The 21607-nt window shown below is 68.0% G+C and carries 20 protein-coding genes and 1 pseudogene; 13 read left to right on the forward strand and 8 right to left on the reverse strand.

Features of this window, described 5'->3' with window-relative positions; all coding sequences use genetic code 11:
* The first annotated feature begins 131 nt into the window (after window positions 1-131).
* The 5 genes from BMY97_RS25545 to BMY97_RS25565 all read left to right on the forward strand — a co-directional run bounded on the left by BMY97_RS25545 (window position 132) and on the right by BMY97_RS25565 (window position 4752).
* The gene (locus BMY97_RS25545) at window positions 132-1085 is read left to right on the forward strand and encodes an NAD(P)-dependent oxidoreductase (protein ID WP_281246924.1); all 954 of its coding nucleotides are present in this window, start codon (window positions 132-134) and stop codon (window positions 1083-1085) included.
* A 24-nt stretch (window positions 1086-1109) separates the two neighbouring features.
* Complete coding sequence (locus BMY97_RS25550) at window positions 1110-1496, forward strand: carboxymuconolactone decarboxylase family protein (RefSeq protein WP_245787487.1); 387 nt, start codon at window positions 1110-1112, stop codon at window positions 1494-1496.
* A gap of 89 nt (window positions 1497-1585) precedes the next feature.
* Entirely contained in the window at window positions 1586-2944 is a 1359-nt protein-coding gene (locus BMY97_RS25555; RefSeq protein ID WP_091620799.1) for an MFS transporter, read from the forward strand.
* 72 nt (window positions 2945-3016) lie between these two features.
* Window positions 3017-3676 carry a 2,3-bisphosphoglycerate-dependent phosphoglycerate mutase gene (locus tag BMY97_RS25560; protein ID WP_091620802.1) on the forward strand — a complete coding sequence of 220 codons (660 nt, stop codon included), beginning with the start codon at window positions 3017-3019 and terminating at the stop codon, window positions 3674-3676.
* 140 nt (window positions 3677-3816) lie between these two features.
* Window positions 3817-4752 carry an NHL repeat-containing protein gene (locus BMY97_RS25565; RefSeq protein WP_091620805.1) on the forward strand — a complete coding sequence of 312 codons (936 nt, stop codon included), beginning with the start codon at window positions 3817-3819 and terminating at the stop codon, window positions 4750-4752.
* Between the two features lie 50 nt (window positions 4753-4802).
* Here BMY97_RS25565 and BMY97_RS25570 read toward each other — a convergent pair whose 3' ends face one another.
* The gene (locus BMY97_RS25570; protein ID WP_091620808.1) at window positions 4803-6287 is read right to left on the reverse strand and encodes an aldehyde dehydrogenase family protein; all 1485 of its coding nucleotides are present in this window, start codon (window positions 6285-6287) and stop codon (window positions 4803-4805) included.
* A gap of 347 nt (window positions 6288-6634) precedes the next feature.
* Between BMY97_RS25570 and BMY97_RS25575 the strand changes: the two genes are divergently transcribed.
* Both BMY97_RS25575 and BMY97_RS25580 read left to right on the forward strand, forming a co-directional pair.
* Window positions 6635-7903 carry an MFS transporter gene (locus BMY97_RS25575; protein ID WP_218156872.1) on the forward strand — a complete coding sequence of 423 codons (1269 nt, stop codon included), beginning with the start codon at window positions 6635-6637 and terminating at the stop codon, window positions 7901-7903.
* The gene (locus tag BMY97_RS25580) at window positions 7900-8649 is read left to right on the forward strand and encodes an N-acyl homoserine lactonase family protein (protein ID WP_091620813.1); all 750 of its coding nucleotides are present in this window, start codon (window positions 7900-7902) and stop codon (window positions 8647-8649) included. Before BMY97_RS25575 ends, BMY97_RS25580 begins: the two co-directional genes overlap by 4 nt.
* A 327-nt stretch (window positions 8650-8976) precedes the next feature.
* On the opposite strand, the gene BMY97_RS25590 is transcribed toward BMY97_RS25580, so the two are convergent.
* A complete protein-coding gene (locus BMY97_RS25590; protein ID WP_245787488.1) occupies window positions 8977-9276 on the reverse strand; it encodes a ribbon-helix-helix domain-containing protein in 300 nt (99 codons plus the stop codon).
* Between the two features lie 399 nt (window positions 9277-9675).
* On the opposite strand from BMY97_RS25590, the gene BMY97_RS25595 reads away from it, so the two are divergent.
* Window positions 9676-10020, forward strand: coding sequence for a hypothetical protein (locus BMY97_RS25595; protein WP_143086294.1), 345 nt, complete (start codon window positions 9676-9678; stop codon window positions 10018-10020).
* A gap of 80 nt (window positions 10021-10100) precedes the next feature.
* Here the strand turns inward: BMY97_RS25595 and BMY97_RS25600 are convergent, their stop codons facing one another.
* The 6 genes from BMY97_RS25600 to BMY97_RS25630 all read right to left on the reverse strand — a co-directional run bounded on the left by BMY97_RS25600 (window position 10101) and on the right by BMY97_RS25630 (window position 16400).
* The gene (locus tag BMY97_RS25600; RefSeq protein WP_177231559.1) at window positions 10101-11114 is read right to left on the reverse strand and encodes an NAD(P)-dependent alcohol dehydrogenase; all 1014 of its coding nucleotides are present in this window, start codon (window positions 11112-11114) and stop codon (window positions 10101-10103) included.
* 58 nt (window positions 11115-11172) lie between these two features.
* Window positions 11173-12588, reverse strand: coding sequence for an aldehyde dehydrogenase family protein (locus BMY97_RS25605; protein ID WP_091620824.1), 1416 nt, complete (start codon window positions 12586-12588; stop codon window positions 11173-11175).
* A 142-nt stretch (window positions 12589-12730) separates the two neighbouring features.
* Window positions 12731-13462 carry an alpha/beta fold hydrolase gene (locus BMY97_RS25610; RefSeq protein ID WP_091620827.1) on the reverse strand — a complete coding sequence of 244 codons (732 nt, stop codon included), beginning with the start codon at window positions 13460-13462 and terminating at the stop codon, window positions 12731-12733.
* A gap of 12 nt (window positions 13463-13474) precedes the next feature.
* On the reverse strand, window positions 13475-14407 hold the full coding sequence (locus BMY97_RS25615; RefSeq protein WP_091620830.1) for an MBL fold metallo-hydrolase: 933 nt from the start codon (window positions 14405-14407) through the stop codon (window positions 13475-13477).
* A gap of 29 nt (window positions 14408-14436) precedes the next feature.
* Window positions 14437-14688 carry a hypothetical protein gene (locus BMY97_RS25620; RefSeq protein WP_091620832.1) on the reverse strand — a complete coding sequence of 84 codons (252 nt, stop codon included), beginning with the start codon at window positions 14686-14688 and terminating at the stop codon, window positions 14437-14439.
* Window positions 14689-15845: 1157 nt separating this feature from the next.
* Entirely contained in the window at window positions 15846-16400 is a 555-nt protein-coding gene (locus tag BMY97_RS25630) for a hypothetical protein (protein ID WP_091620835.1), read from the reverse strand.
* A gap of 137 nt (window positions 16401-16537) precedes the next feature.
* Between BMY97_RS25630 and BMY97_RS47210 the strand changes: the two genes are divergently transcribed.
* The 5 genes and pseudogenes from BMY97_RS47210 (at window position 16538) to BMY97_RS25650 (ending at window position 21585) form a co-directional block, all read left to right on the forward strand.
* Entirely contained in the window at window positions 16538-16711 is a 174-nt protein-coding gene (locus BMY97_RS47210) for a hypothetical protein (RefSeq protein WP_177231543.1), read from the forward strand.
* A 1084-nt stretch (window positions 16712-17795) separates the two neighbouring features.
* Window positions 17796-18503 (forward strand): cutinase family protein, encoded by a 708-nt coding sequence (locus tag BMY97_RS25640; RefSeq protein ID WP_091620840.1) that lies wholly within the window; start codon window positions 17796-17798, stop codon window positions 18501-18503.
* A 127-nt stretch (window positions 18504-18630) separates the two neighbouring features.
* A pseudogene (locus BMY97_RS49625) lies at window positions 18631-18927 on the forward strand (AMP-binding protein); the annotation flags it as partial.
* A 166-nt stretch (window positions 18928-19093) separates the two neighbouring features.
* Window positions 19094-20179 (forward strand): AMP-binding protein, encoded by a 1086-nt coding sequence (locus BMY97_RS49180; RefSeq protein ID WP_281246926.1) that lies wholly within the window; start codon window positions 19094-19096, stop codon window positions 20177-20179.
* Between the two features lie 701 nt (window positions 20180-20880).
* Complete coding sequence (locus tag BMY97_RS25650) at window positions 20881-21585, forward strand: TetR/AcrR family transcriptional regulator (RefSeq protein WP_091620842.1); 705 nt, start codon at window positions 20881-20883, stop codon at window positions 21583-21585.
* The last annotated feature ends 22 nt before the right edge of the window (window positions 21586-21607 follow it).

Genomic DNA, 21607 nt, shown 5'->3' on the forward strand with positions numbered 1-21607 from the left:
TACATCCACGAGGCTACGGTCACCGACCCACGGGTGTCAACGGAGGCGAGTCGTTGACACCCGCGCGACCACGACTTACCTTTCATTCATCAATACGTTCATGTGTTCGTAATTACGACCTTGAGGCAAGCGTGCGAGGTCCGTTCACCGGCGAAAGGGCTACAACCATGAAGGTCGGCTTCATCGGACTGGGCGGCATGGGCGAGGGCATGGCGCTCAACCTGCGCCGGGCGGGCCATGACCTGGTCGTGCACGACCTCCGGCGGGAAAGCGGCGCGGCGGCCGAAGCGGCCGGTGCGAGCTGGACGGACTCGCCCGCCCAGCTCGCTGCCGAGGTGGACGTCGTGTTCACCTCGCTGCCCGGCCCTGTCGAAATGCGCCAGGTCGGCACCGAGCTGCTGAGCGCGCTCAGGCCTGGCAGCGCGTGGTTCGACCTGACCACCAACTCCCCCACCGTCGTCCGTGAGGTCCACGCTGCCTGCCGGGAGCACGACGTCGAACTGTTCGACGCACCGGTCAGCGGCGGCCCCAAGGGCGCGCGAACCGGCAAACTCGCCATCTACGTGGGCGGCGACCGCCAGGCGTTCGACCGTTCCGGCGCGGTCCTCGACGCCATCGGCGACCAGGTCCTCTACGTCGGCGACATCGGCGCCGGCAACACCGCGAAATTGGTGCACAACTGCGCCAGCATGATCATCCGCTCCGGTATCGCCGAGGTTTTCACCATGGGAGTCAAGGCGGGGGTCGAGCCGGACGCGCTCTGGCACGCGTTGCGCCAGGGCGCCATCGGCCGCGCCCGGACCTTCGACCGGGTCGGCGACCGCTACCTGCAGGAAGCGTTCGATCCGCCGTCGTTCGCGCTGAACCTGGCGAACAAGGACCTGCGGCTGGCCCTCGAGCTCGCCGAGCAGTTCGACGTCCCGATGCGCGCCGCCCGCCTCGTCCAGGAGGACTTCCAGGAGGCCCTCGACCGCGGGTGGGGCAACCGGGACTCCCAGACGCCGCTGCTGCTCCAGAACGAGCGGGCGGGCGTGACGATCAAGCTTTCCGCCGACGAGGTCCAAGTGGTCCTCGACCGCGGCTGACCCCCCTTACACCAAGGAGAAGACGTGGATTCCACGGAGATCAAGGCCACCGGCCGCCGCATCATGAACGAGCTGATGGGCGACGGCTACGTGGAGAAGAAGGACCAGAGCCGCAACAGCTTCAACGACGTCATCCAGGACTACTCCGAAGAAGTCTGCTTCGGCCGGGTCTGGGCCCGCGACGGCATCGACCGCAAGACCCGCAGCATCGTCAACCTCGCGGCGCTGACCGCGCTGGGCCGGCCCGCCCAGCTCGCGCACCACGTCGAGGGGGCGATCAACAACGGCGCGACCGTGGACGAGATCAAGGAAGTCCTCCTCCAGACGGCCGTCTACTGTGGCCTGCCCGCGGCCGGCGAAGCCTTCAAGGTCGCCGAAGGCGTCCTGCGGGCCGGCGGCCACCTCGACTGACCACACTCCCCTCCCCACCAACGACCGTCCCAGGGCGGCCGTCCCCATCCGACGCCGGCACGAAACCGCGTCGACACCAAGGAGATGCAATGACGCACTCACCGGAGCATGCGGTCCGGCCGGCCTCGGGGGCCGAACCCGCGGCGGGCGGCCGAAAGCCCCAGAGCATGAAACGGGTCGCGACGGCCAGCTTCATCGGCACGGTCATCGAGTTCTACGACTTCGGCATCTACGGAACCGCGGCCGCACTGGTCTTCCCGACCCTGTTCTTCCCCGCGCTGGGGACCGTCGCCGGTACGGTCGCCTCCTTCGCCACCCTCGGCGTCGCCTTCGTCGCCCGTCCCTTCGGGAGCGTCCTTTTCGGACACTTCGGTGACCGGCTCGGCCGCAAGAAGACGCTGATCGCCACGATGCTCCTCATGGGCTTTTCCACCTTGCTCGTCGGGCTGATGCCCACGGCCGGGACGATCGGCGTGGCCGCGCCGGTCCTGATCGTGCTGCTGCGCGTCCTTCAGGGGCTCGCGGCCGGTGGTGAGTGGGGCGGAGCGGTGCTCTTCGCTTCCGAGAACGCCCCGAAAGCGAAGCGGGGATTCTGGTCGATGTTCCCCTCCTTCGGCGGTGGCATCGCCATCATCCTGTCCAATGCCACGTTCTGGGCGACCGCGGTGGGGATGAGCAACGACACCTTCGTCTCGTGGGGCTGGCGGGTTCCGTTCCTGGCCAGCATCGTCCTGATCGGCATCGGGCTCTGGGTCCGGCTCAGCATCGACGAGACGCCCGTCTTCAAGAAGCAGATCGCGACCGGCGTCACCCGCACGCCGTTCCTCGACGCGTTCCGAAGCCAGCCCAAGCAGATCCTGCTCGCCACCGGCACCACGACCATGACCCTGGCGCTGACCTACATCGGCGGAACGTACCTGGTCAGCTACGGGACGACGACGCTGAAACTCACGCGCCCGGACGTCCTCGCGGTCGCGATCCTCGGCGGCGTCGCCATCTCGATAGCCACGGTCCTCGGCGCCGCGTTGAGCGACCGGATCGGCCGGCGCCGGATGATCACGATCGTCGCCTGCGTGTCCGTGGTCTGGACGCTCGTGCTGTTCCCGATCCTCGACACGCGCTCGCTGGCGGCCTTCGCGGTCGGCGTCCCGGTGACGATGTTCCTGTCCGGACTGGCGACCGGTCCGCTCGGCGCGTTCCTCTCCGAGACCTTCCGGACCCGCTACCGCTACACGGCGACCGGCCTGAGCTACAGCCTCGCGGGCATGCTGGGCGGTGCCATTCCGCCGTTGATCGCCGGCCCTGTCATCGCCGCGTCGGGCGGCTTCGTGTTCGGGGTCATCCTCGCCTGCGTCGCCGTGGTCAGCCTGATCTGCGTGCGGCTCATCGGCGAAACCAAGGAGCTCGACCTCGACCGGGACGACACCGGCGCGACCGCGGACGTCTAGGGAAATCGAACTCGTCGCGGCCGGGGAGTGACAATCCACCCCGGCCGCGACGCACCACCCAGGGGCACTGGAATGCTGATCCTGCTGCGCCACGGCGAAAGCATCTGGAACGCGGCCGATCGATTCGCCGGCTGGACCGACATCCCGCTGTCCGAAGTGGGCCGCAAGGAAGCCGCCAGATCCGGCGCCCTGATCGCCTACGCCGGTCTCCGGCCTGACGTCGTCCACACTTCGCTGCTGCGGCGGGCGATCTCGACCGCCGCCATCGCCCTCGACGTCGCCGAACGGCACTGGATCCCGGTCCGCCGCACCTGGCGGCTCAACGAACGGCACTACGGCGCGCTCGAAGGACAGCACCGGGAGGACGTGCGTGCCCGGTTCGGCGACGAGCAGTTCACGGCCTGGCGCCGTTCGTACTCGGTCGCCCCTCCCCCGGCCGAACGGACCGCTGCCGGAGTCCCGGCCGGCGAATCGCTCGAAGACGTCCTGATCCGGCTGCTCCCGTACTGGGAGACCGCCGTCGCCGCCGACCTGAGCGCCGGCCGGACGGTCCTCGTCGTCACCCACGGAAACGTCCTGCGCGCCCTGATCAGCCACCTGGAAGGGATCCCACCCCAGGACATCAGGACCATCACCGTCCCCACCGGCGAACCGTTCGGCTACGAGCTCACCGAGGACCTGCACCCGGTCGGCGCTCGCCGGTACCTGAGCACTGGCAGGAGAACGTCATGAAGTGTCCACGCCTGATCGTCTCCCTCTGCGGGCTGTTGCTCGCCGCAAGCTGTGCGTCACCAGCGGTCAGCAACTCGGCGTCGGACTGCGCGCCCTCCGGCGGCGCGGAGTTCCTTTGCGGAGTAACGAATGTCGAGCAGTTGATCAGTATCGACAGCACTCGCTGGGCGGTCGGCAGCTCGGCCGAGGGCGGCTCGGCGAAGCCCGCACCCCTCTACTTCCTCAACCTCGACACCCGGCAAGCGACGGCCCTGGATCCGGCGACGGTAGCCCTGGCCGAGGACAAGACCGCCTACCCCGGCTGCCCGGGCCACGCCGACTTCGCGAACCTGCAGTCGCTCGGTCTCGACTACGAGAAGGTGAACGGCCGGGACGTGCTGACCGTCATCAGCCACGGCGGCGGCCTCACGATTCAGTTGTTCGAAATGGCTTTCACCGGTCCTGTCCCGAAGCTGACCTGGATCGGCTGTGTGCACCCGCCCGACGCTCACTTCTGGCCCGACGCCGTGGCAACCCTTCCTGACGGCGGCATGATCGTCAGCAGCCTCTACGACCCCCTGGACCCCGGCTACGTCACGGCGCTCGAGGGCGGCAAGGCCTACGGCAGACTCGCCGAATGGCACGCGAAGTCCGGCTGGACCGACCTCTACCCCGGCGCATTGGCCGGGCCGAACGGGGTCATCCTGTCCGCGGACTACCAAACCCTGTTCGTCGACAACTGGTCCGGAAAGCGCGTGACCCGGATCGACCGGCGCACGGGGCGGATGTCCACCGTGGACCTCGGCATGCTGGTCGACAACATCGCCTGGAACACCGATCACACCAAGATTCTCGCCGGGGGCCAGACCGACACCATCCAACGGGGGTTCGCCTGCACCGGATCCCAGAACATCAACTGCGACATCCATTTCGCCGTCTACGAGCTGGATCCGGCAACCCTGGCGAACAGGCTGCTCATCGGCCCGACGGTCCTGGGCAAGATGGGCGGTGGCACCGGCGCGCTGCAGGACGGCAACTCGCTGTGGCTCACCTCCTACCGATCCGATCGCATCGCCCGGATTCCCTACCCGCGCTGAACAGAAACGGGCGGGCGCATCCGATGATGCGCCCGCCCGTTCGCACATGGTCACAAAAGCTGGGATACCACGGACTTGGTCTCCAGGTAGTTCTCCAGAGCCTCCGGCCCGCTCTCGCGCCCCCAGCCCGATTGGCGGTAGCCACCGGCCGGCATGTAGGCGCCGCCGGCCCGGTGCACGTTGATCCCGACCCGGCCGGCGCGCAGCTTGCGCGCGACCGAGTGGGCCAGTGCGCCATCGAGAGTCCAGACACTGGAGGCCAGCCCGTAGGAACTGTCGTTGGCCAGCGCGACAGCCTCGTCGACGTCGGAGAACGGCATCACGCCGAGCACCGGGCCGAAGATCTCCTCCCGCATCACGCTCATCGACTGGTCGACGTCCACGAGCACGGTGGGCTCGAAGAAGTAGCCCCGGTCCCCGACGCGGGTGCCGCCGCTGACGACCTTGGCGCCGTCCTTGACGCCGTGGTCGACGTACCCCGAAACCCGGTCCAGCTGCTTCTGCGAAATGAGCGGGCCGAGGTCGGCAGCGGGGTCCGAGCCGGCGCCAAGCCGCATCGAGCGACCGATCTCCGCCACACCCCGGACCACTTCGTCGAACACCGACTCGTGCACGAAAAGCCGCGTCCCGGCCGCACACACCTGACCCGAGTTCCAGAAAACCGCGGACGCCGCACCGGGAATCGCCGATCGGAGGTCGGCGTCGCCGAACACCACGACCGGGGACTTGCCGCCCAGCTCCAGCGACAGCTTCTTCATGTTGCCGGTGGCAGCCTGCACGATCAGCCTGCCGACTTCGGTCGACCCGGTAAACGAGACGGTGTCGACGTCCGGGTGTTCCGCCAATGCGGCACCCGCGCGCTCACCGACTCCGGTGACGACATTGACGACACCGGCCGGGACGCCCGCTTCGAGCAGCAGCTGCCCAAGCCACAATGACGTCAGCGGAGTCTCCTCCGCGGGCTTCAGCACGCACGAACAGCCCGCCGCCAGCGCCGGGGCGAGCTTCTTCGCCGCCATGCTCAACGGTGCGTTCCACGGCGTGATGAGCCCGGCGACGCCCACCGGCTCACGCAGGGTGTAGCCCTGCACACGGCGGTCCGCCGGACCGAGATCCACGGTGCGACCGTGGATCTTGTCCGCCCACCCCGCGAAGTAGCGGAACTGCGCGGCAGCTTCCATGACCATGCTCTTCGCCTGCGCGACCGGCAGGCCGAGGTTGAGGCTCTCCAGCCGGGCCAGGCCGTCGGCGTGCTCGCGCATCAGATCGCCGGCCCGCCAGAGCACGGCGCCGCGGTCGGCACCGGAAAGGCCGCGCCACCGTCCTTCCTCGAAGGAGCGACGGGCCGCGGCCACGGCTGCGTCGACCGCCTCCGCGCCGCCGTCCGGCACGGCCGCGATGACTTCGCCCGTGCTGGGATCGAACACCGGCGTGGTGGCGGCGGACGGGCTCGCCCACTCCCCGTCGATGAGCATGGCCACGGGGTCGTCGCCCCCGGGCAGCTGTCGGGGCCAGGCACTGGTGGGTACGGACATCGCTGTCGCCAAACCTTCCGGGGGTCGCCGCGGCCGGATCGAGGACCGCGCTCGTGATCACCCATGCTAGTTCCCCATTTGGAACTACTGATCGTTATTACGAATGATGGTACGCGCTCACGAGAGTGTCAACCGGCTCTTGACCAGCGCCGACCGCCACAGCTATCTTCGACACGAGTTCCTAATCACAGATGATGGTTCCTATATGCGAACTCTCCCAAACTTCAGCCTCGCTCTCGACGATGAGCATCCGAGGAGTTGGTCCGATGTCCGCGCACGTTCCTCCCACGAGACCGGTCCCGCCAGGCGCCGGGGCGGCGGTCGAGGAGGCACCCTCGGCGACGAAAATGCGCAAGGTGGCTCTGGCCAGCTTCATGGGCACCGTCATCGAGTTCTACGACTTCGGCATCTACGCCACCGCGGCGGCACTGGTCTTCGCCAACACCTTCTTCCCGGCACTCGGCGAGCAGGCCGGCAGCGTGGTGTCGTACGCCACGCTCGGTGTCGCCTTCGTCGCACGCCCGCTGGGATCTGTCCTCTTCGGACACTTCGGGGACCGGCTCGGCCGTAAGCGGACCCTCATCTTCACGATGTCGCTGATGGGCCTGGCCACCGTTCTCATCGGCCTGCTGCCGACGGCGGCGGACATCGGGACCGCGGCGCCGATCGTGCTCGTCCTGCTCCGCATCGCCCAGGGCGTGGCCGCCGGCGGTGAATGGACGGGCGCCGCCCTGTTCACCAGTGAGCACTCCCCGAAGGAGCGCCGCGGTTTCTGGGCGATGTTCACCAATCTGGGCGGGGCGTTCGCGAACATCCTCGCGCTCGGCACGTTCCTGCTGACCGGGCTGTACATGAGCGATCAGACCTTCGCGGCCTGGGGCTGGCGACTGCCGTTCCTGATCAGCATCGTGCTGGTCGCTGTCGGCCTCTACGTCCGGCTGCGGATCGAGGAGACCCCCGTCTTCCGCGCCGAGGCCCGGCGGCGCCAGCCAGGCGAGAGCCTGCCGTTCAAGGAAGCCGTTGCCCACCAAGGGAAGGAGATCCTGCTCGGCGCGGGCGCACTGGTGATGGCGTTCTCGCTCGGCTACGTCGGCATCGCCTTCCTCACCGGCTACGGCACCGGTGCGCTGCACCTGCCGCGGCCGCAGGTGCTGGGCGCCGGCATGTTCGGCAACCTCCTCAACTGCTTGGCGATCATCGCGGGCGGCGCGCTGACCGACCGATTCGGCCGTCGTCGTGTGCTCCTGGTCGCCAACGTCATCGGCGTCCCGTGGGCGCTGGCCCTGTTCCCCGTGCTGGACACGGGGACGATCGGCGCCTTCTGGCTCGGCATGTCGGTGACGTTCCTCATCGCCGGCGTCGGCTTCGGCGTCGCCGGGTCGTTCCTGTCCGAGCTGTTCCACACCCGCTACCGCTACACCGCGGCGGGCTTGTCCTACAGCCTTGCCGGCGTGCTCGGCGGCGCCATCCCGCCGCTGGTCGCGGCCGGCCTCATCGGCAGCTACGGCAGTTTCGTGTTCGGCATCTTCCTGGCCTTCTACTGCCTGGCCGGATTGCTGTGCACCCTCGCACTGCGCGAAACCCGCCACCGCGACCTCATCCAGGAACCCGCATGAGCAGGACCATCACCGCACTGTCCGTCGGCCGGGTGTTCGGCCTGCCCAAGCCATCACTCACCTACCTGCGCGGATGGGGTGAGACCCTGGACATCCCGCTGATCATGTTCGTGATCCAGGGCGACGGTCCGCCTATCGTCGTCGATACGGGCGCGGACTTCGACCGGGCCTGGGAGCACCACCGCATCAGGATGGAGCAGACCCCCGCAGAGCGCCCCGAAGCCGCGCTGCAGGCGCTGGGCGTGGACCCGGCGGAAGTGGGGGTCGTCGTCAACACCCACCTGCACTGGGACCACAGTTCGAACAACCACCTGTTCCCGAACGCCCGCATCGTCGTGCAGCAGCGAGAGCTGGACTACGCCACCGATCCCGTTCCGTGGCACCGCCGTCAGTTCGAGCGCGTGCCCGAACTGACGGCCGCATGGCGCCGGGCCGAAGACCGGATCGACGCGATCGACGGCGACACCGAAATCGCACCCGGCGTTTCGGTGGTGCACCTGCCCGGGCACACGCCCGGCTCGCAAGGGGTAGTCGTCAGGGCGGCGTCGGCGCGCTACCTCCTCGCCGGCGACTGCATCGACCGCTACGAGAACTGGTTGGGCGACCGCGAAGACGAGCACATCCCGTCCGGCTTCTTCACCGACATCGTGGCCTATGACGACAGCCTCAAGCGCATGGAAAAGCTCGGCTGCGAAGTCATCCCCAGCCATGATCCCAAGGTTGTCGAGCGGCGCGAGTTCCGGTGAGGACAGCCGGTCGTCGGCACGGGACTGATGACCGGGCACTGGTCGCCAACGTCGCGAACTTCCGGCGTGCCGCCGAGGCTCACACGGTTGCCGAGCATCCCGTCCGTTCGGAGGGCCAGGCCCACCTGGCCATAGCGGACCTGCTCATCCGGTCCGCCGGCACGCTCGTCGACACGCTCACCACCGAGCGGACCAGCTCTGAACGCACTTAGCTGCACCTGACGAAGAACATGATCAGCGAGTCAGCTCGTCTGGCTGAACGAGAAGTGGGCGCCCGGTCGAACCGGGCGCCCACCGCGTGCTCGTGTCATCTGCGGCTCCGTTCGGTCACATGAAGATCTTGACCAGCACCTCGTGTCCGTCGTCACCGCGCACGACGACCTGACGCCCCTCTTTCAGCTCGGTCGCGATGAACTCGTAGAGCTGGATCGCCCGATTGACGATGTCCACCTTCTTCAGGCCAGTGTTCTTCTGAAGCTTGAGCAGCGCTTTCGCGCTCTCCTTCACCAACGCGATGTTGACTCGCGCAACGACACCCGGCTCATCCACCTGCTCGCCTGCGATGCCGGGGTCCTTCCCTGCGGCGATGACCGTCTCCCTTCTGATCGAACGGGAACAGACCTGCACCCGCCTGACCCATCGTCGCAGACCGCACCGACCTTGGCCACCTTTTGACACATAAAATGTGTCAAAAAAGTTGCTTGGACGGTCCGGGTCGGATAGAGTGAGGCGCCTGGAACCTTCCTCCGGAGTGCACGCCCCCGCCGGGGAGCGAGGGCGCACCTCCGAAGGAAGGTTCCGGAGATGAGGAACCTCAACGGAGGAACAAAAGAAAGGAAATGATCCGATGGAGAAAACTAAGACCGGACTTGTTCGTGCCGGTCCACGTCAACGGTTGGCGCGTCCTCGCGGCGCCAACTGAGCACTCAAGCGCGAGGGTGACAGCTTGCCCGGCCGTCGCAAACCCCTGTCTGGGCCCGGATCCACTCGGGATCCGAGTAGGGCCCGCTAAGGAAAGGCCCGGGAGTGGGCAAACCGGTGCAAGACGGCGAGGACGAACTCGCCGAGTTGATGTCCATCGAGGACGAAAGTCCCACTACCGAGGCGCGGTTGCGCATCGAGACGGAGACGATGAAGGTGGCGATTTCTGTACCGCCTCACAACGCATCGCACCTTCTCGATTCGGCGGTCTCCGCCCTCCTCATCGTCGCAGCCGTGATCGCGCCGATGGCAACTTTGAAGGCTGCGCCAGAAGATCTCCCGTACTGGGCATCGGCCGGAATGGTCGGCCTCCAGCTTGGTGTTGTTATCTTCGTCGCCGTGAGCGCCTTCGCGAAAAAGCTGGGCTCCTCGAACCGCCTGTCCAGCTGAACCAGGGAGATGCTCAGAGGCGCTCCGCCATCCTCGGCGGAGCGCCCTTCTCCATGCGCGGCCAACCAGCGGCGAACCCGTCAGGCTTCAGCGATGGTCGCCGTGTCGAGCACGAACCGGTACCGCACATCACCCTTGCCGAGCCGGTCGTACGCCCCGTCCAGCTCCTTCGCCGCGATGATCTCGACCTCGGCCTTGATCCCGTGTGCGCCGCAGAAGTCGAGCATTTCCTGCGTCTCGGGCATACCCCCGCTCATGGATCCGGCCAGTTTCCGCCGATTGGTGTGCAGGGCGTACGGCTCGATCTGCAGAGGCTCGTTGGGAACGCCCAAGTTCACGAACGTGCCGTCGAAGTCGAGCAGGTCGAGGTGGGCGGACAGGTCGTAGGCCGAGGGGACCGTCGACACGATGAGGTCGAACGAGTCCCGCAGCGCCGGCAGGTCACCGGTCGTGCGGTAGTCGTCGGCGCCGAAGCGCTCCGCGTCGGCGCGCCGGTCGTCAGTCAGCTCGAGGACGGTCGTGTGCGCGCCGAGGGCGTGCGAGATCTGGACGCCGATGTGCCCGAGCCCGCCGAATCCGAGGATGCCGACCCGTTTTCCCGGTCCGGCGCCCCAATACCGCAGCGGCTGGTACATCGTGATGCCTGCGCACAGCAGCGGCGCCGCGGACTCCAAGGGCAACGCGTCCGGGATGCGGGCAAGGAACCGCTCATCGACGACCACGCGTTCGCTGTAACCGCCGAGCGTGACCTGCCCGTCGCGGCCGATCGCGTTGTACGTCAGCACCTTGTTGCGGCAATAGGACTCCTGCCCGGCGCGGCACATCGCGCACTCCCGGCAGGAGTCGACCAGGCAGCCGATGCCGATGTGGTCACCCACCGCGAACCGGGTGACCTCGGCACCGATTTCGCGGACGACACCGGCGATTTCGTGGCCGGGGACGATCGGGTAGTGGGTGTGGCCGAACTCGGCGCGGGCGTGGTGGACATCGGTGTGGCAAACACCGGCGTAGACGATGTCGAGCAGCACGTCCGCCGGGCCGACGTCGCGGCGCTCGATGGTGACGGTGCTGAATGAAGCGGTCCGGCTCGTCATGGTCCGGGCCTGTGCGGTGATCAACGCTGAACTCCTTTTTCGAATGGCCGGCCGGGGCTTAGCTGATGAGCGACTGGTATTCGAGGTACTCCTCGATCCCGTACCGGCCCATTTCGCGGCCGATACCCGACAACTTCAGACCGCCGTGCGGGGCGCGCATGTCGATGGGGGCGCCGTTGATGCGCACCCGCCCGGTGCGCAGGCGCCGCCCGACGTCACGGGCCCGCTCGGGGTCGGCCGACCAGACGCCGCCGGCGAGTCCGTAGTCGGAGTCGTTGGCGATAGCGACGGCGTCGTCGGCATCGTCGAACGGGATGAGGACGTTGACCGGGCCGAAGACCTCCTGCCGGGCCAGGGTGTCGTTGTTGGTGCCGCTGAACACCGTCGGCCGCACGAAGTAGCCGCGGTCGAGATGGTCCGGAGCCTCCGGACCCCCGGCGACCAGCCGCATGCCCTCGTCGATGCCGGTTCGGATGTAGCGGCGCACGCGCTCACGCTGGACCTCCGAGACCACCGGGCCGAGGGTCGTCGCCTCGTCGAAAGGGTCGCCGATGACAAAGGCCGCCGCCTTGGCCGCGGCGATCTCCTCGGCCTCCGCCAGCCGCGACCGCGGGACCAGCGTGCGGGAGAGTCCGCCGCAGACCTGGCCGGCATTGCGGAACGCGTCGGTGAGCCCGTCAGTCACAGCCCTCTCCAGATCCGCGTCCTCGAGGATCACGTTGGCGGATTTGCCGCCCAGCTCCAGCGCCACCCGCTTGACCGACCTCGACGCGAGCTCCATCACCCGGCTGCCCGCACGCACCGAACCCGTCAGCGACACGAGGTCGATGAGCGGATGGGTGGCAAGGGCTTCGCCGATCTCCGGCCCGGGTCCACTGACCAGGTTGAACACCCCGTCCGGGAGACCGGCCTCGGCCGCGGCCTCCGCGAACACGAACGAACTCAGCGGCGCGACTTCGGTGCCCTTCAGCACGACGGTGCACCCCGCGGCCAATGCGGCTCCGGCCTTGAGCGTGATCATCCGCAAAGGACCGTTCCACGGGGTGATCGCGCCGGCCACTCCGGCGGGGATCCGCCGCACGATGGTGTCGTCGAACCGCTCCTCCCACACGATGTCCTTGATGCTCGCGGCGGCGATGCGGAGATCGTTGATGGGCGTGGCGACGTGGGACCGACGGGCGAGCGCGATCGGCGTGCCGATCTCCCGCACGGTGGAGCGAGCCAGCTCCTCGGCCTTGGCCTCCAGAATGTCGGCGATGCGGGTGAGCACCGCGACGCGTTCCTCGTGCGACGACCGCGACCAGGTCTCGAAGGCCCGAGCCGCGGCTTGGGCGGCACGGTCGACGTCGGCGATGTCGCCCCGCGGCACGGTCGCGATCGGCTCCTCGGTCGCCGGGTTGACCACGGTGAGGGTGCCGGAGCCCGCGGACTCCACCCACTTGCCGTCGATGAAGATCGTGTCCCGCTCGATCACGACTGCTCTCCTTCGCGCGAGCACTACCGACGCCGTAGCAGCACGCGCTTCGACAGTGAACGCATATACGAACCATTGTCTCTTATTGCGACCTCGACGCTACCGTTCGGCGGCCTGTGCGGTCAATGCGCACGACGCGGAGTCAGCCGACGGGTAACTCGAGCGCTTCGAGCAGCAACGCGGTAACAGCGTCGGGATCGGTGACCATCGCGTTGTGCGCCGTCTCCAGGACCCGGTATCCGAAAAACGGGTCCGTAGCGGCGCGCTCCCGCATGCGCTTCAGCATGTGCGGCTCCTGGGAAGAGGGGACACACTCGACGTAGAGCCCCGGGTGCCGCCAGGCGCGGCCGGTCGGCCCGCTCGGGTCCTGGTAGGTCCTCAGCGGCTGGGCGGTCATCCGGCGGTTCACCCAAGCGGCGTCGGCCGGGTCGGTCACGCCGTACCGCGCGGCGTCCGCGGGCGGGATGTACCAGCCTTCTCCGCCCTCGTCCGCCAGCGCGATCATCGCCTTCGCGCGCTCGGGCCCGTTGATGTCGAACACGGACTCGCCGGCCCGCGGGACCTGGGCGTCCAGCAGGACCTGCACGCGGACGCGGTCGGCGATGCGCTCCAGCGCGCCGGTGACCGGCACACCTCCATAGCTGTGCCCGACCAGGACCGCGTCCCGGATGTCCTCGTACTCGAACGTCGCGACGATGTCCTCGACGTGGGTGGCCAGGCCGACTTCACGCGTGAGCAGGTGCGCCCGCTCGCCGAGCCCGCTCAGGGTCGGAGTGAAGACTTCGTGCCCGGCGGCGCGCAACCGTTGCGCCACCGGCCGCCAGCACCACCCTCCGTGCCGTCCACCGTGGACCAATACGAACTGCGCAGTCATGAGTCTCCTCGTTCAGTCATGAGTGATCCAACGGCCCTCGATGCGCCGGATACGGCCGTCCCCGGCCAGCCGGACCAGATGGGCTGAAGTCTCGGCGAGCGCCGACCGCAGCGAACGCGGGGTGAAGGCCGAGAACTCCCGAGCCCACGACACAGCCTCGGCGACCTTCCACACCGTGTCGCACCCACGCTCGACCGCGTGCTCGATTTCCTCAAGCCGTTCGCGGTGGTGCTCGCGCAGGACGTCCAAGCGCCGGGACAGCCGGTCGAACGGCCATTCGTGCCCCGGCAAAACCACGGCGGAGTCCGCGACCCCGCCCAGCCGCGTCAGCGAGGAAAGGAAGTCCCGCAGCGGATCTGGGTCCGACCCCGGCCGGCGGGCGACGCTCGGCGTCACCTTCGGCAGGACGTGGTCACCGGTCAGCACCAGGTTCCGCTCGCGTTCGTGGAAACACAGGTGCCCCGCGGTGTGGCCGGGAGTGTGCACCGCCACGAGCGCGCCACCGGTGCCGGGTACCGGCTCGCCATCCTCGAGCTCGACGTCCGGTACAACAGCCGGCAGCACCGCGTCGAGGGCGCCGAGTTCGCTGTCCAGCTCGGCGAGCAGCGGCCCGGGCACGCCGCAATCCCTTAGCCACGCCGAGATCTCCGCGATCCGCGCCCGGCGTTCGACGGCGCCGATCACCTCGTCGAGCCCGGCCCCAGCTCGCGAAAGACCGCCGAGGAACGCCTGCCAGGCCTCATCGGAGTCCCAGCCGAGGTCCACGACGACCAGCCCTTCGGGGTAGCGCAGCGCGTAGGAATACGAGTACGCCAGCGGGCTGGGAAAAGGAATCGCCGTCGCCCAGACACCGCCCGCCACGGTGAACCCCTCGATCCGACGCGCGGGCCGGTCCTCCGGGCGACGGTAAGCCTCGGTGGACGCTGCGGGCGACGGGCTCTGCATCACACCTCAATAGTTCGTTATTATGACCTCTATGTCGCTATTCTGATACAGAAGATAGATCCTGCCGAGGACGCCGTCAATCGGCCGTGCTCCCAAAGGCGTCGGTCAGCCAAGTCGATGATGAACGTGCTGGCGCGGGCGAAGCGTCGAGGTTTCTGCGCCGGCTCGGCTGCGGTGAAGATCCACAGCTTCTCGACGACGCCTTCGAGGTTCGTGACCGCGGCGAGGCCGGCCAGCACAACCGCCGATCGCGGCACGCCGGCCTTCGCTGGCCCGATCACGACGCATTCATTGGCCCGTCCGCAGGTACGGACTGATGGCCGCACCCCGGCGGCTCCTGTCATTCCGAGCGGATCGGGGCACGTAGCGTCGAATTGATTCCCTTGCCGAGCCCGGCGGCAACAAGTACACACCCACCAGATGGGATCTCCATGGTTCACAACGGCGAGCCCACACTGACCCGGCTGCTCGTCGAAGGCAGCAGCGTCCGCGTCGACGGCGAACCCATCACGAACCCCCGGCGTCGAGTATCAAGCCGGCCACCAACCCGGTCGGCCGCGAGACCTTCCACGAGATCGTCGAGTCCAGCCGGAATCCTTGACGCTTATGCTGTGCAACCTGCCGTGAACCACTGGGCTACCTCGAAGCCGGGGGCGCCTACGCCAAGGCTTGCTGCCTAACGGATTCATGGCCCAACTGCACGAACCGCCGGCACTGGGGCGCACCCGTCCCCTTGCTCAGATCTGACAGCCGAAACCAAGATCCGCGAGCGAGCCGACCCCACACCCAGCCGCTTCCGCAGCGTCTCCGCCGAGATCGGACACCGGTGCTGCTCCCAATGACTCTGGTCCTCCTCCCTCGCCCGCCCCAGCAGGTCATCGTCCACGGCCTTGTTCCGGCACAAGGCTGGTCGTTCCTCCGGTCCGCGCTCGACGTTCTCGCCCGCAGTGCTGACCCGCCCGGCGTCAACCGTCTCGTCCTCGTCGACCTGCGAGCCGCCCTCGGTGTGAAGGCGCGACGGCGCCCGGCACGTCTCGATCATCGCCTGAAGTAGACCAGGACCGACCTCGGCCCACCCGATCAGCAACAGCGGTCCAACGGCGTCGAACGCGGCCTTCCGTACTCGCCCGCGACGAGTGGATCTGCCACATTCAACGCCAAAGTGACCACGCTGGCGAAGATCAGCAACCGACGGAGCGGACGGAGCACGTCCGTACCAGCACCCCGGACCACGAGATGCCGAGTGCCCAGCAGGATCCCGAGAATGGTCAGGTCGACCGCAGGCGCGACAAGTCCGGCACGCCCAAGCGGAGGGCCAGATTCAGAACGTTGCCAAAACTGAACAGAAATGTGAGCCCGACAACCGTACCCATGATCACTGTGCCGCCCGCACCACCACAATAGGATCAGAGGCCATCGGAGGCGGCTGCGGCTGGGTTCAGGGCTCCGCTGAGCCGAGTGCCCGGCGCAGGTCCGCAGGATGCCGGATCCACAGGTCGACCGCCATCCCGTCGGAACGGGTCAGGGTCAGGCATCCCTGGCTGCCCGGGCCCCAGAGCGACACGACCTCCGGCGTCCACGACCGGTCCCAGGCGACCGGCCCCACGCCCCGGTTCCGGTCACCTTTCCTGGGCTCCCAGCGCAATCCGCCCTCGGCCAGCGACAGCCGGCCCAGCAGCTCGCCGACCTCTTGCTGCCGCGAATGCCGCCCAGGCGCCTTAGCCCCCAGCTCCAGAGCGGCCGAGACCGGTAACTGAGCGGACCATGACGGCGCGGCACCGGACGCCCGCCGCCGCACCTCGGCCCGCCGGTCGCGCCACACGACGAACGTGAACAGGACATACACCAACACCAGAAAGCTCACCGGCACGGCTGCCGCAGGAACCCGGCCCACCTTGAACGCGAGCGACGCGGACAGAGCGGCCAAGAAGAACAATCCGACAAGCGCGCTGGTCCGACGGCGTCGCTCACGTTCCCTGCCGTATTCGGTCATTACGATCCCATTCGTTCCGGCGTCGCAGACGATCGCCGCACCGCCATACGGAGAATACGTGCGCGGTGGCGGCGCTGCCGTTCCCCGCCGCCCTCGTTCACGAAGCGTTCTCCCGGCGCGAACGGGGGTGGTTCCCCGTGAGCACCTGCACAGCGACCAAGCACGACGGGTCGTCCGGCTACTCCCACCTGGCCTACACCGAAGCCCTCCCCGAGGAGAAAGCCCGCACCGCGATCGAATCCCGGACCACCCGGCTACACACAGGCGTCACCAACGTGATGGCCTCATACAGCCAGTACAGACAGGCGTGAAGGCGCGACGGCGCCCGAAGCTAGCGGCTGTACGGTGGCGCGGTCTCGGCCGGATTGGGAATCGGGGTGGGCGTGCTGACGCTGTGGGTCGTGTAGATCGGGAAACTGGGTGCTTGGGGGCGGCTGTTGATCGGCGGCTCGTTGACTCGGTCACGAATCATCCGGTCGTTCGGGTCCGAGTCGCCGGCGGCGGTGTCCGTATGCGCCTTGGCGGATGCAGGCGGAGCGACTGGTGATTTGACAGGGATGGCGACGACCGAGGTTGCGGGCGCGGCCGTGGGCGGGGGTGTCACGATCGTGGGAGTGGGCTGCGGGGCGCTGGTCGATCCCACCGGTCCAGCGGCCGGCCGGTTGCCGGTTAGTGATTCTCTACCGGTCGTTCCGATAACCACGGCAGCCGCACCCCCCCCCACAACGAACAGGAAGCCAGCCAACAATACGACCAATTTTCTTCGCGGCACAAGATCGATCAAATAGTTGCTTTCACTACCTGTCAATATCTGAGACGAAGTCGATATGTCACAGCTTTGACAGTTCAGCGCCGGAGTGCCCGAGCATCGCCTGCGCGACCTCCGGATCGGTGGCAACCCGCCTCCCCGGCCAACCGGCTGAAGGTAATCCGGGCTCAAGGGCCCGCCACGCTGATTGATGGACAGGAATCCGACCGGTTCACCGGCCCGCTCTCGCCGAAATGCCCGCCGCGCCGCCACCAGACCATGGTCCAGCGCCAACGTGCGCTCGACTCGAGTCTTCGGCGGACGCACCACCGTCTGGCCGCCGCGGTCCTGCACCTAGCGCATCCAAACGATCGATCGTTGACATGCGGCGACTGATACCGCAGACTGATCCTGGGTAATCGATCGATCACCCAGGCGGCTCGCCCGGAAAGCCGCCAGGACCGAGATGGGCCGTGCGGTGCCACCGGGCAACAGCCGATCCAGGCCGCGTTCGCCACTGGACGACCCCGAAGGAGGTTCGACCACAGCTTGCCGGTGACCGTCCCGACCAGCCGACCATGCGAGCGCGCTCAAGAATCGTAGTTTTCGCGAGATTTCTGTTGATCAATGATGATTGAGGAGATGTTGTGAAGAAAAAGCACTCCAGCGTTTTTCGCCGGACCGGCTTGGCCGTTGTCGGCAGCGTCGCGTGCCTCGCGGCCGCCGTACCCGCAACAGCTTCGGCGGCGGAACAGCCCGCGAGCTCGTCGGCCGGCGCGTCCGGGTGTGCCGATGTCGACTTCGTGTTCGCCCGCGGAACCGGTGAAGGCGGCGGGACCATCAGATATCTGGGGGGACAGCTCGCGAACGACCTGCAGGCCAAGCTGCCCGGCAAGAACTTCAGCGCAGAGGGCCTGGACTACCCCGCGGACTGGGCCGCCGACAGCCCGTCCATCGGCGTCCAGAATCTTTCGGACACGCTCAACGCGAAGGTGGCCGCCTGCCCGGACACCAAGTACGTCATCGGCGGGTACTCCCAGGGCGCCGCGGTGCTCGACGAGGCCCTCGGCGCCGACCTGTGGTGGGTGAGCGGGCCGAGCCTGCCGGACGAGGTGGTCTCCAAGATCAGCGCGATCGTCACGTTCGGCAACCCCCTCACCGGACTGCCCCCCACCGGAAGGTCCACGAAGATCGGCTGGGAAGTTCCCAGCCTTGACGGCCGGACCTACGAGGCCTGCGCCATCCTCGACGGAGTGTGCGGCAACAGCGGCACCTGGTCCGGCAGTCACCTTGACTACTACACCAACGGCAGCGTCCCCTTCGTAGCCGACTACATCACCGGACACGTTTCCTGAAATCCCGCGAATCACTCGTTCAGGATTCCCATTCGCATCATCGAAACTGCCCGGATGCCCCATCGCAGGGCATCCGGGCAGTTTCTTTTCGTAAATTATTTCATTCATGACCGAAAGGATGTCGGCGATGCCGGACCATGCTGCCGAACTAGTTCGCGCTCTCCTCGAAACCGCGGGCCGTTATCCGGATTCGGCAACAGTGCGCGGCGAATCCACCACCCTCACCTACCGCCGGCTGGCCGAGCGGGCCGCCCGGGCGGACTCCTGGTGCCGGTCGCTCGGCATCCGGCCGGGCGAGCGCGTCGGGCTGATGCTGCCGAACGTCCCGGAATTCGTCGTGCTGTATTACGGGCTGCTCAGCGCGGGCGCGGTCGTCGTGCCGATCAACCCGATGCTCAAACCCCGCGAGATCGAGCACTATCTGGCCGATTCCGGCGCCGAGGTGTTGTTCGCCTGGCACGAATGCTGGGCTGCGGCCGCGCGGGCGGCGGCAGCCGTCGGCGGGGCCGCAGCCGAACATCGATTCGGCGCGGATCGACGACGTGCTGGACCGCCAGGACTGCTCACTGCAGCCGGTCCCGCGCCGGGAGGTGAGCACCGCGGTGGTGCTGTACACCTCCGGCACCTCAGGACAGCCCAAAGGCGCCGAACTGACCCACGCCAACCTCGCGAAGAACGCCGAAATCGTCAGCCGCACTGTCCTGCGGCTCACCCGAACCGACGTCGTCTTCGGCGGACTTCCGCTGTTCCATTCGTTCGGGCAGACCGTGGCGATGAACGCGGCGTTGATCGCCGGCGCGTCCCTGAGTCTGCTGCCGCGGTTCGAACCTGCCGACGCGCTGCGCGTCCTGCACCGCGACGCGGCCACCGCGTTCCTGGGCGTGCCGACCATGTTCCACGCGGTGCTGCGCCACCCGGCAGGGAATTCGCCACCGGTCGCCTCGCTGCGCGTCGCGCTCTCCGGCGGCGCGGCGATGCCGCTCGACTGGCTGCACGAGTTCGAGGATGCGTTCGGCTGCGCGGTACTCGAAGGCTACGGACTGACCGAGACCTCCCCGGTGGCCTGCTTCAACCATCCGGACCGCCCTCGCCGAGCCGGCAGCATCGGCACCCCGATCGAGGGAGTCCGGATGGGCGTGCGCGGACCGGACGGCTCCGAGGTGCTTGACGGCGAGGTCGGCGAACTGGTGGTACGGGGGCACAATGTCATGAAGGGGTACTGGCGCCGGCCGGACGCCACCGCCGAGGCCGTCCGGGACGGCTGGTTCCACACCGGCGATCTCGGCGTCCGGGACCCCGACGGGTACTACCGGGTGGTGGGCCGGAAGAAGGACCTCATCATCCGGGGCGGCTACAATGTCTACCCCCGCGAGGTCGAAGACGTGCTCTACGAGCATCCCGCGGTGGCCGAGGCCGCGGTGATCGGCATCCCGCACCCAACGCACGGCGAGGAGGTCGCCGCCGTCGTCTCCCTCCGCCCGAGCGCTCAGGCCAGCCCCGACGAGCTGCGCGAACATGTGCGCTCCCGGCTGGCCGGCTACAAGTACCCGCGGCGGGTCGAAATCATCCCCGAACTGCCCAAAGGCCCGACCGGGAAGATTCTGAAGCGCGCGCTCGTCCCCGGCCTCCACCCGGACGCGAAGCCGTTGCCCGCTCCGGATGCCAATCCGCGTTGACGGTCATGGCAACGCTCTTGCTTGCGCCCGTCCCGCCGAATGGGACGCTCCGGGAAACGAGCTGTCCGAACCGAAAGAGAAGCCTGCCGCCAAGACGATTCGCCGCGCCGGAGCCGACCGGTGCGCCGCGGCCGCGCTCACTTTCCGACAGGCGGCCGGTGGTCGGTCCGAGGTCGAAACGCTGCTCCAAAGACGCGATCGAGATGGCTTCTCCGGCGCTGGGCCTCACGTCGGCGCCGAAGGGGCACGACGGTTACAGCGCTGCCGCCTTGTTGGACGGCTCGTCCCCGGCCGGGGGCATCCGCTGCGCACCTGAGTAACAAGGCCAGGAACTCAAGTTTCGAGGCCTCAGTCTGGCGACCGGCCACAAAGGACGCCAGACTCGCCTGGTCCCGCGCTCCCGCCGGCCGCTGCCCCCGCTAGGCCCTTCGACCTGAGCAGTGCCGCTCGCGATCACCTCGCGCGAACCGATGCGGCCTGCCGGGCAGGGCACCGGCCGAGTGGACGGACCGGCCGGCGCAAGCTTGGTGATCGCCTCGCCAGGCTGCACGATCCGGCTGTCCAGGTCTACGATCGATCGGTTGGCAGCGACGGGACCGAGCCTGACCGTCGCGGAGCGAACGGGTACCGGCGCAAAAGGCTGCCGAACGCTACGATGTCAACGATCGATCGGTTGAGCTGGTGAGCGACAAGGTGGTGGCATGGGCCCCAAGGCCGCACGCAAGAAGACCACGGCTCGAGCAGCCGCGGAGACGGTCGCCCGGGTGGCGGGCCAGACCCGGCGCCTCGCGGAGGTCGCGGTGGTCCTTCCGGAAGGAGTCACCCCGCCCGGCACCAGGGGCCGGATTCTGCAGGCCGCGTTGACCCAGTTCGCCGAACACGGCTTCCACGGCACGTCGATCCGCAAACTGGCGGCCGCGGTCGGACTCACTTCGGCCAGCCTCTACGTCCACTACACCTCGAAGGAACAGATCCTCGACGAACTCGTGCGGATCGGGCACGAAGAACTCGCCACCCGCATGCGCGCTGCGGCCGAGGAGGGCGCGAACCCGAGCGAACGGCTCGAAAGCCTGGTCCGCGCCCATGTCCGGATGCACGTCGACTTCGCGCTGCTCGCCGTGGTCACCAACATCGAACTGCACGCGCTGGCTCCCGAAGACGCGGCCAAGACGACCGCCGTTCGCGCGGAAAGCTTCCAGCTGCTCCTGGACGCGGTGCAGAGCGGCGTCGACACCGGCGAGTTCACCGTCGAGGACCCCCTGCTGGCGACCATCGCGATCGGCAGCATCGGCATCCGCGTCGCCCATTGGTTCGGGCCGGACCAGCCGTTCACCCCGGACCAGGTCGCGGACCGCTATGCCGGCTACGCGCTGCGCATCGTCGGTGCGGGGGCGACGCTGCGGTGACCCGGGCGTTGCCGCCCGCGGG

Source organism: Amycolatopsis saalfeldensis (assembly GCF_900110575.1).
Classification (GTDB): Bacteria; Actinomycetota; Actinomycetes; order Mycobacteriales; family Pseudonocardiaceae; genus Amycolatopsis; species Amycolatopsis saalfeldensis.

Bases quoted from the DNA above. Each gene is read 5' to 3' on its own strand.
- BMY97_RS25560 (WP_091620802.1), top strand. From the start codon at position 3,017: ATGCTGATCCTGCTGCGCCACGGCGAAAGCATCTGGAACGCGGCCGAT.
- BMY97_RS25650 (WP_091620842.1), top strand. From the start codon at position 20,881: ATGGGCCCCAAGGCCGCACGCAAGAAGACCACGGCTCGAGCAGCCGCG.
- BMY97_RS25615 (WP_091620830.1), bottom strand. From the start codon at position 14,407: ATGCAGAGCCCGTCGCCCGCAGCGTCCACCGAGGCTTACCGTCGCCCG.
- BMY97_RS25600 (WP_177231559.1), bottom strand. From the start codon at position 11,114: ATGACGAGCCGGACCGCTTCATTCAGCACCGTCACCATCGAGCGCCGC.
- BMY97_RS25580 (WP_091620813.1), top strand. From the start codon at position 7,900: ATGAGCAGGACCATCACCGCACTGTCCGTCGGCCGGGTGTTCGGCCTG.
- BMY97_RS25610 (WP_091620827.1), bottom strand. From the start codon at position 13,462: ATGACTGCGCAGTTCGTATTGGTCCACGGTGGACGGCACGGAGGGTGG.
- BMY97_RS25630 (WP_091620835.1), bottom strand. From the start codon at position 16,400: ATGACCGAATACGGCAGGGAACGTGAGCGACGCCGTCGGACCAGCGCG.
- BMY97_RS25575 (WP_218156872.1), top strand. From the start codon at position 6,635: ATGCGCAAGGTGGCTCTGGCCAGCTTCATGGGCACCGTCATCGAGTTC.
- BMY97_RS25555 (WP_091620799.1), top strand. From the start codon at position 1,586: ATGACGCACTCACCGGAGCATGCGGTCCGGCCGGCCTCGGGGGCCGAA.
- BMY97_RS25570 (WP_091620808.1), bottom strand. From the start codon at position 6,287: ATGTCCGTACCCACCAGTGCCTGGCCCCGACAGCTGCCCGGGGGCGAC.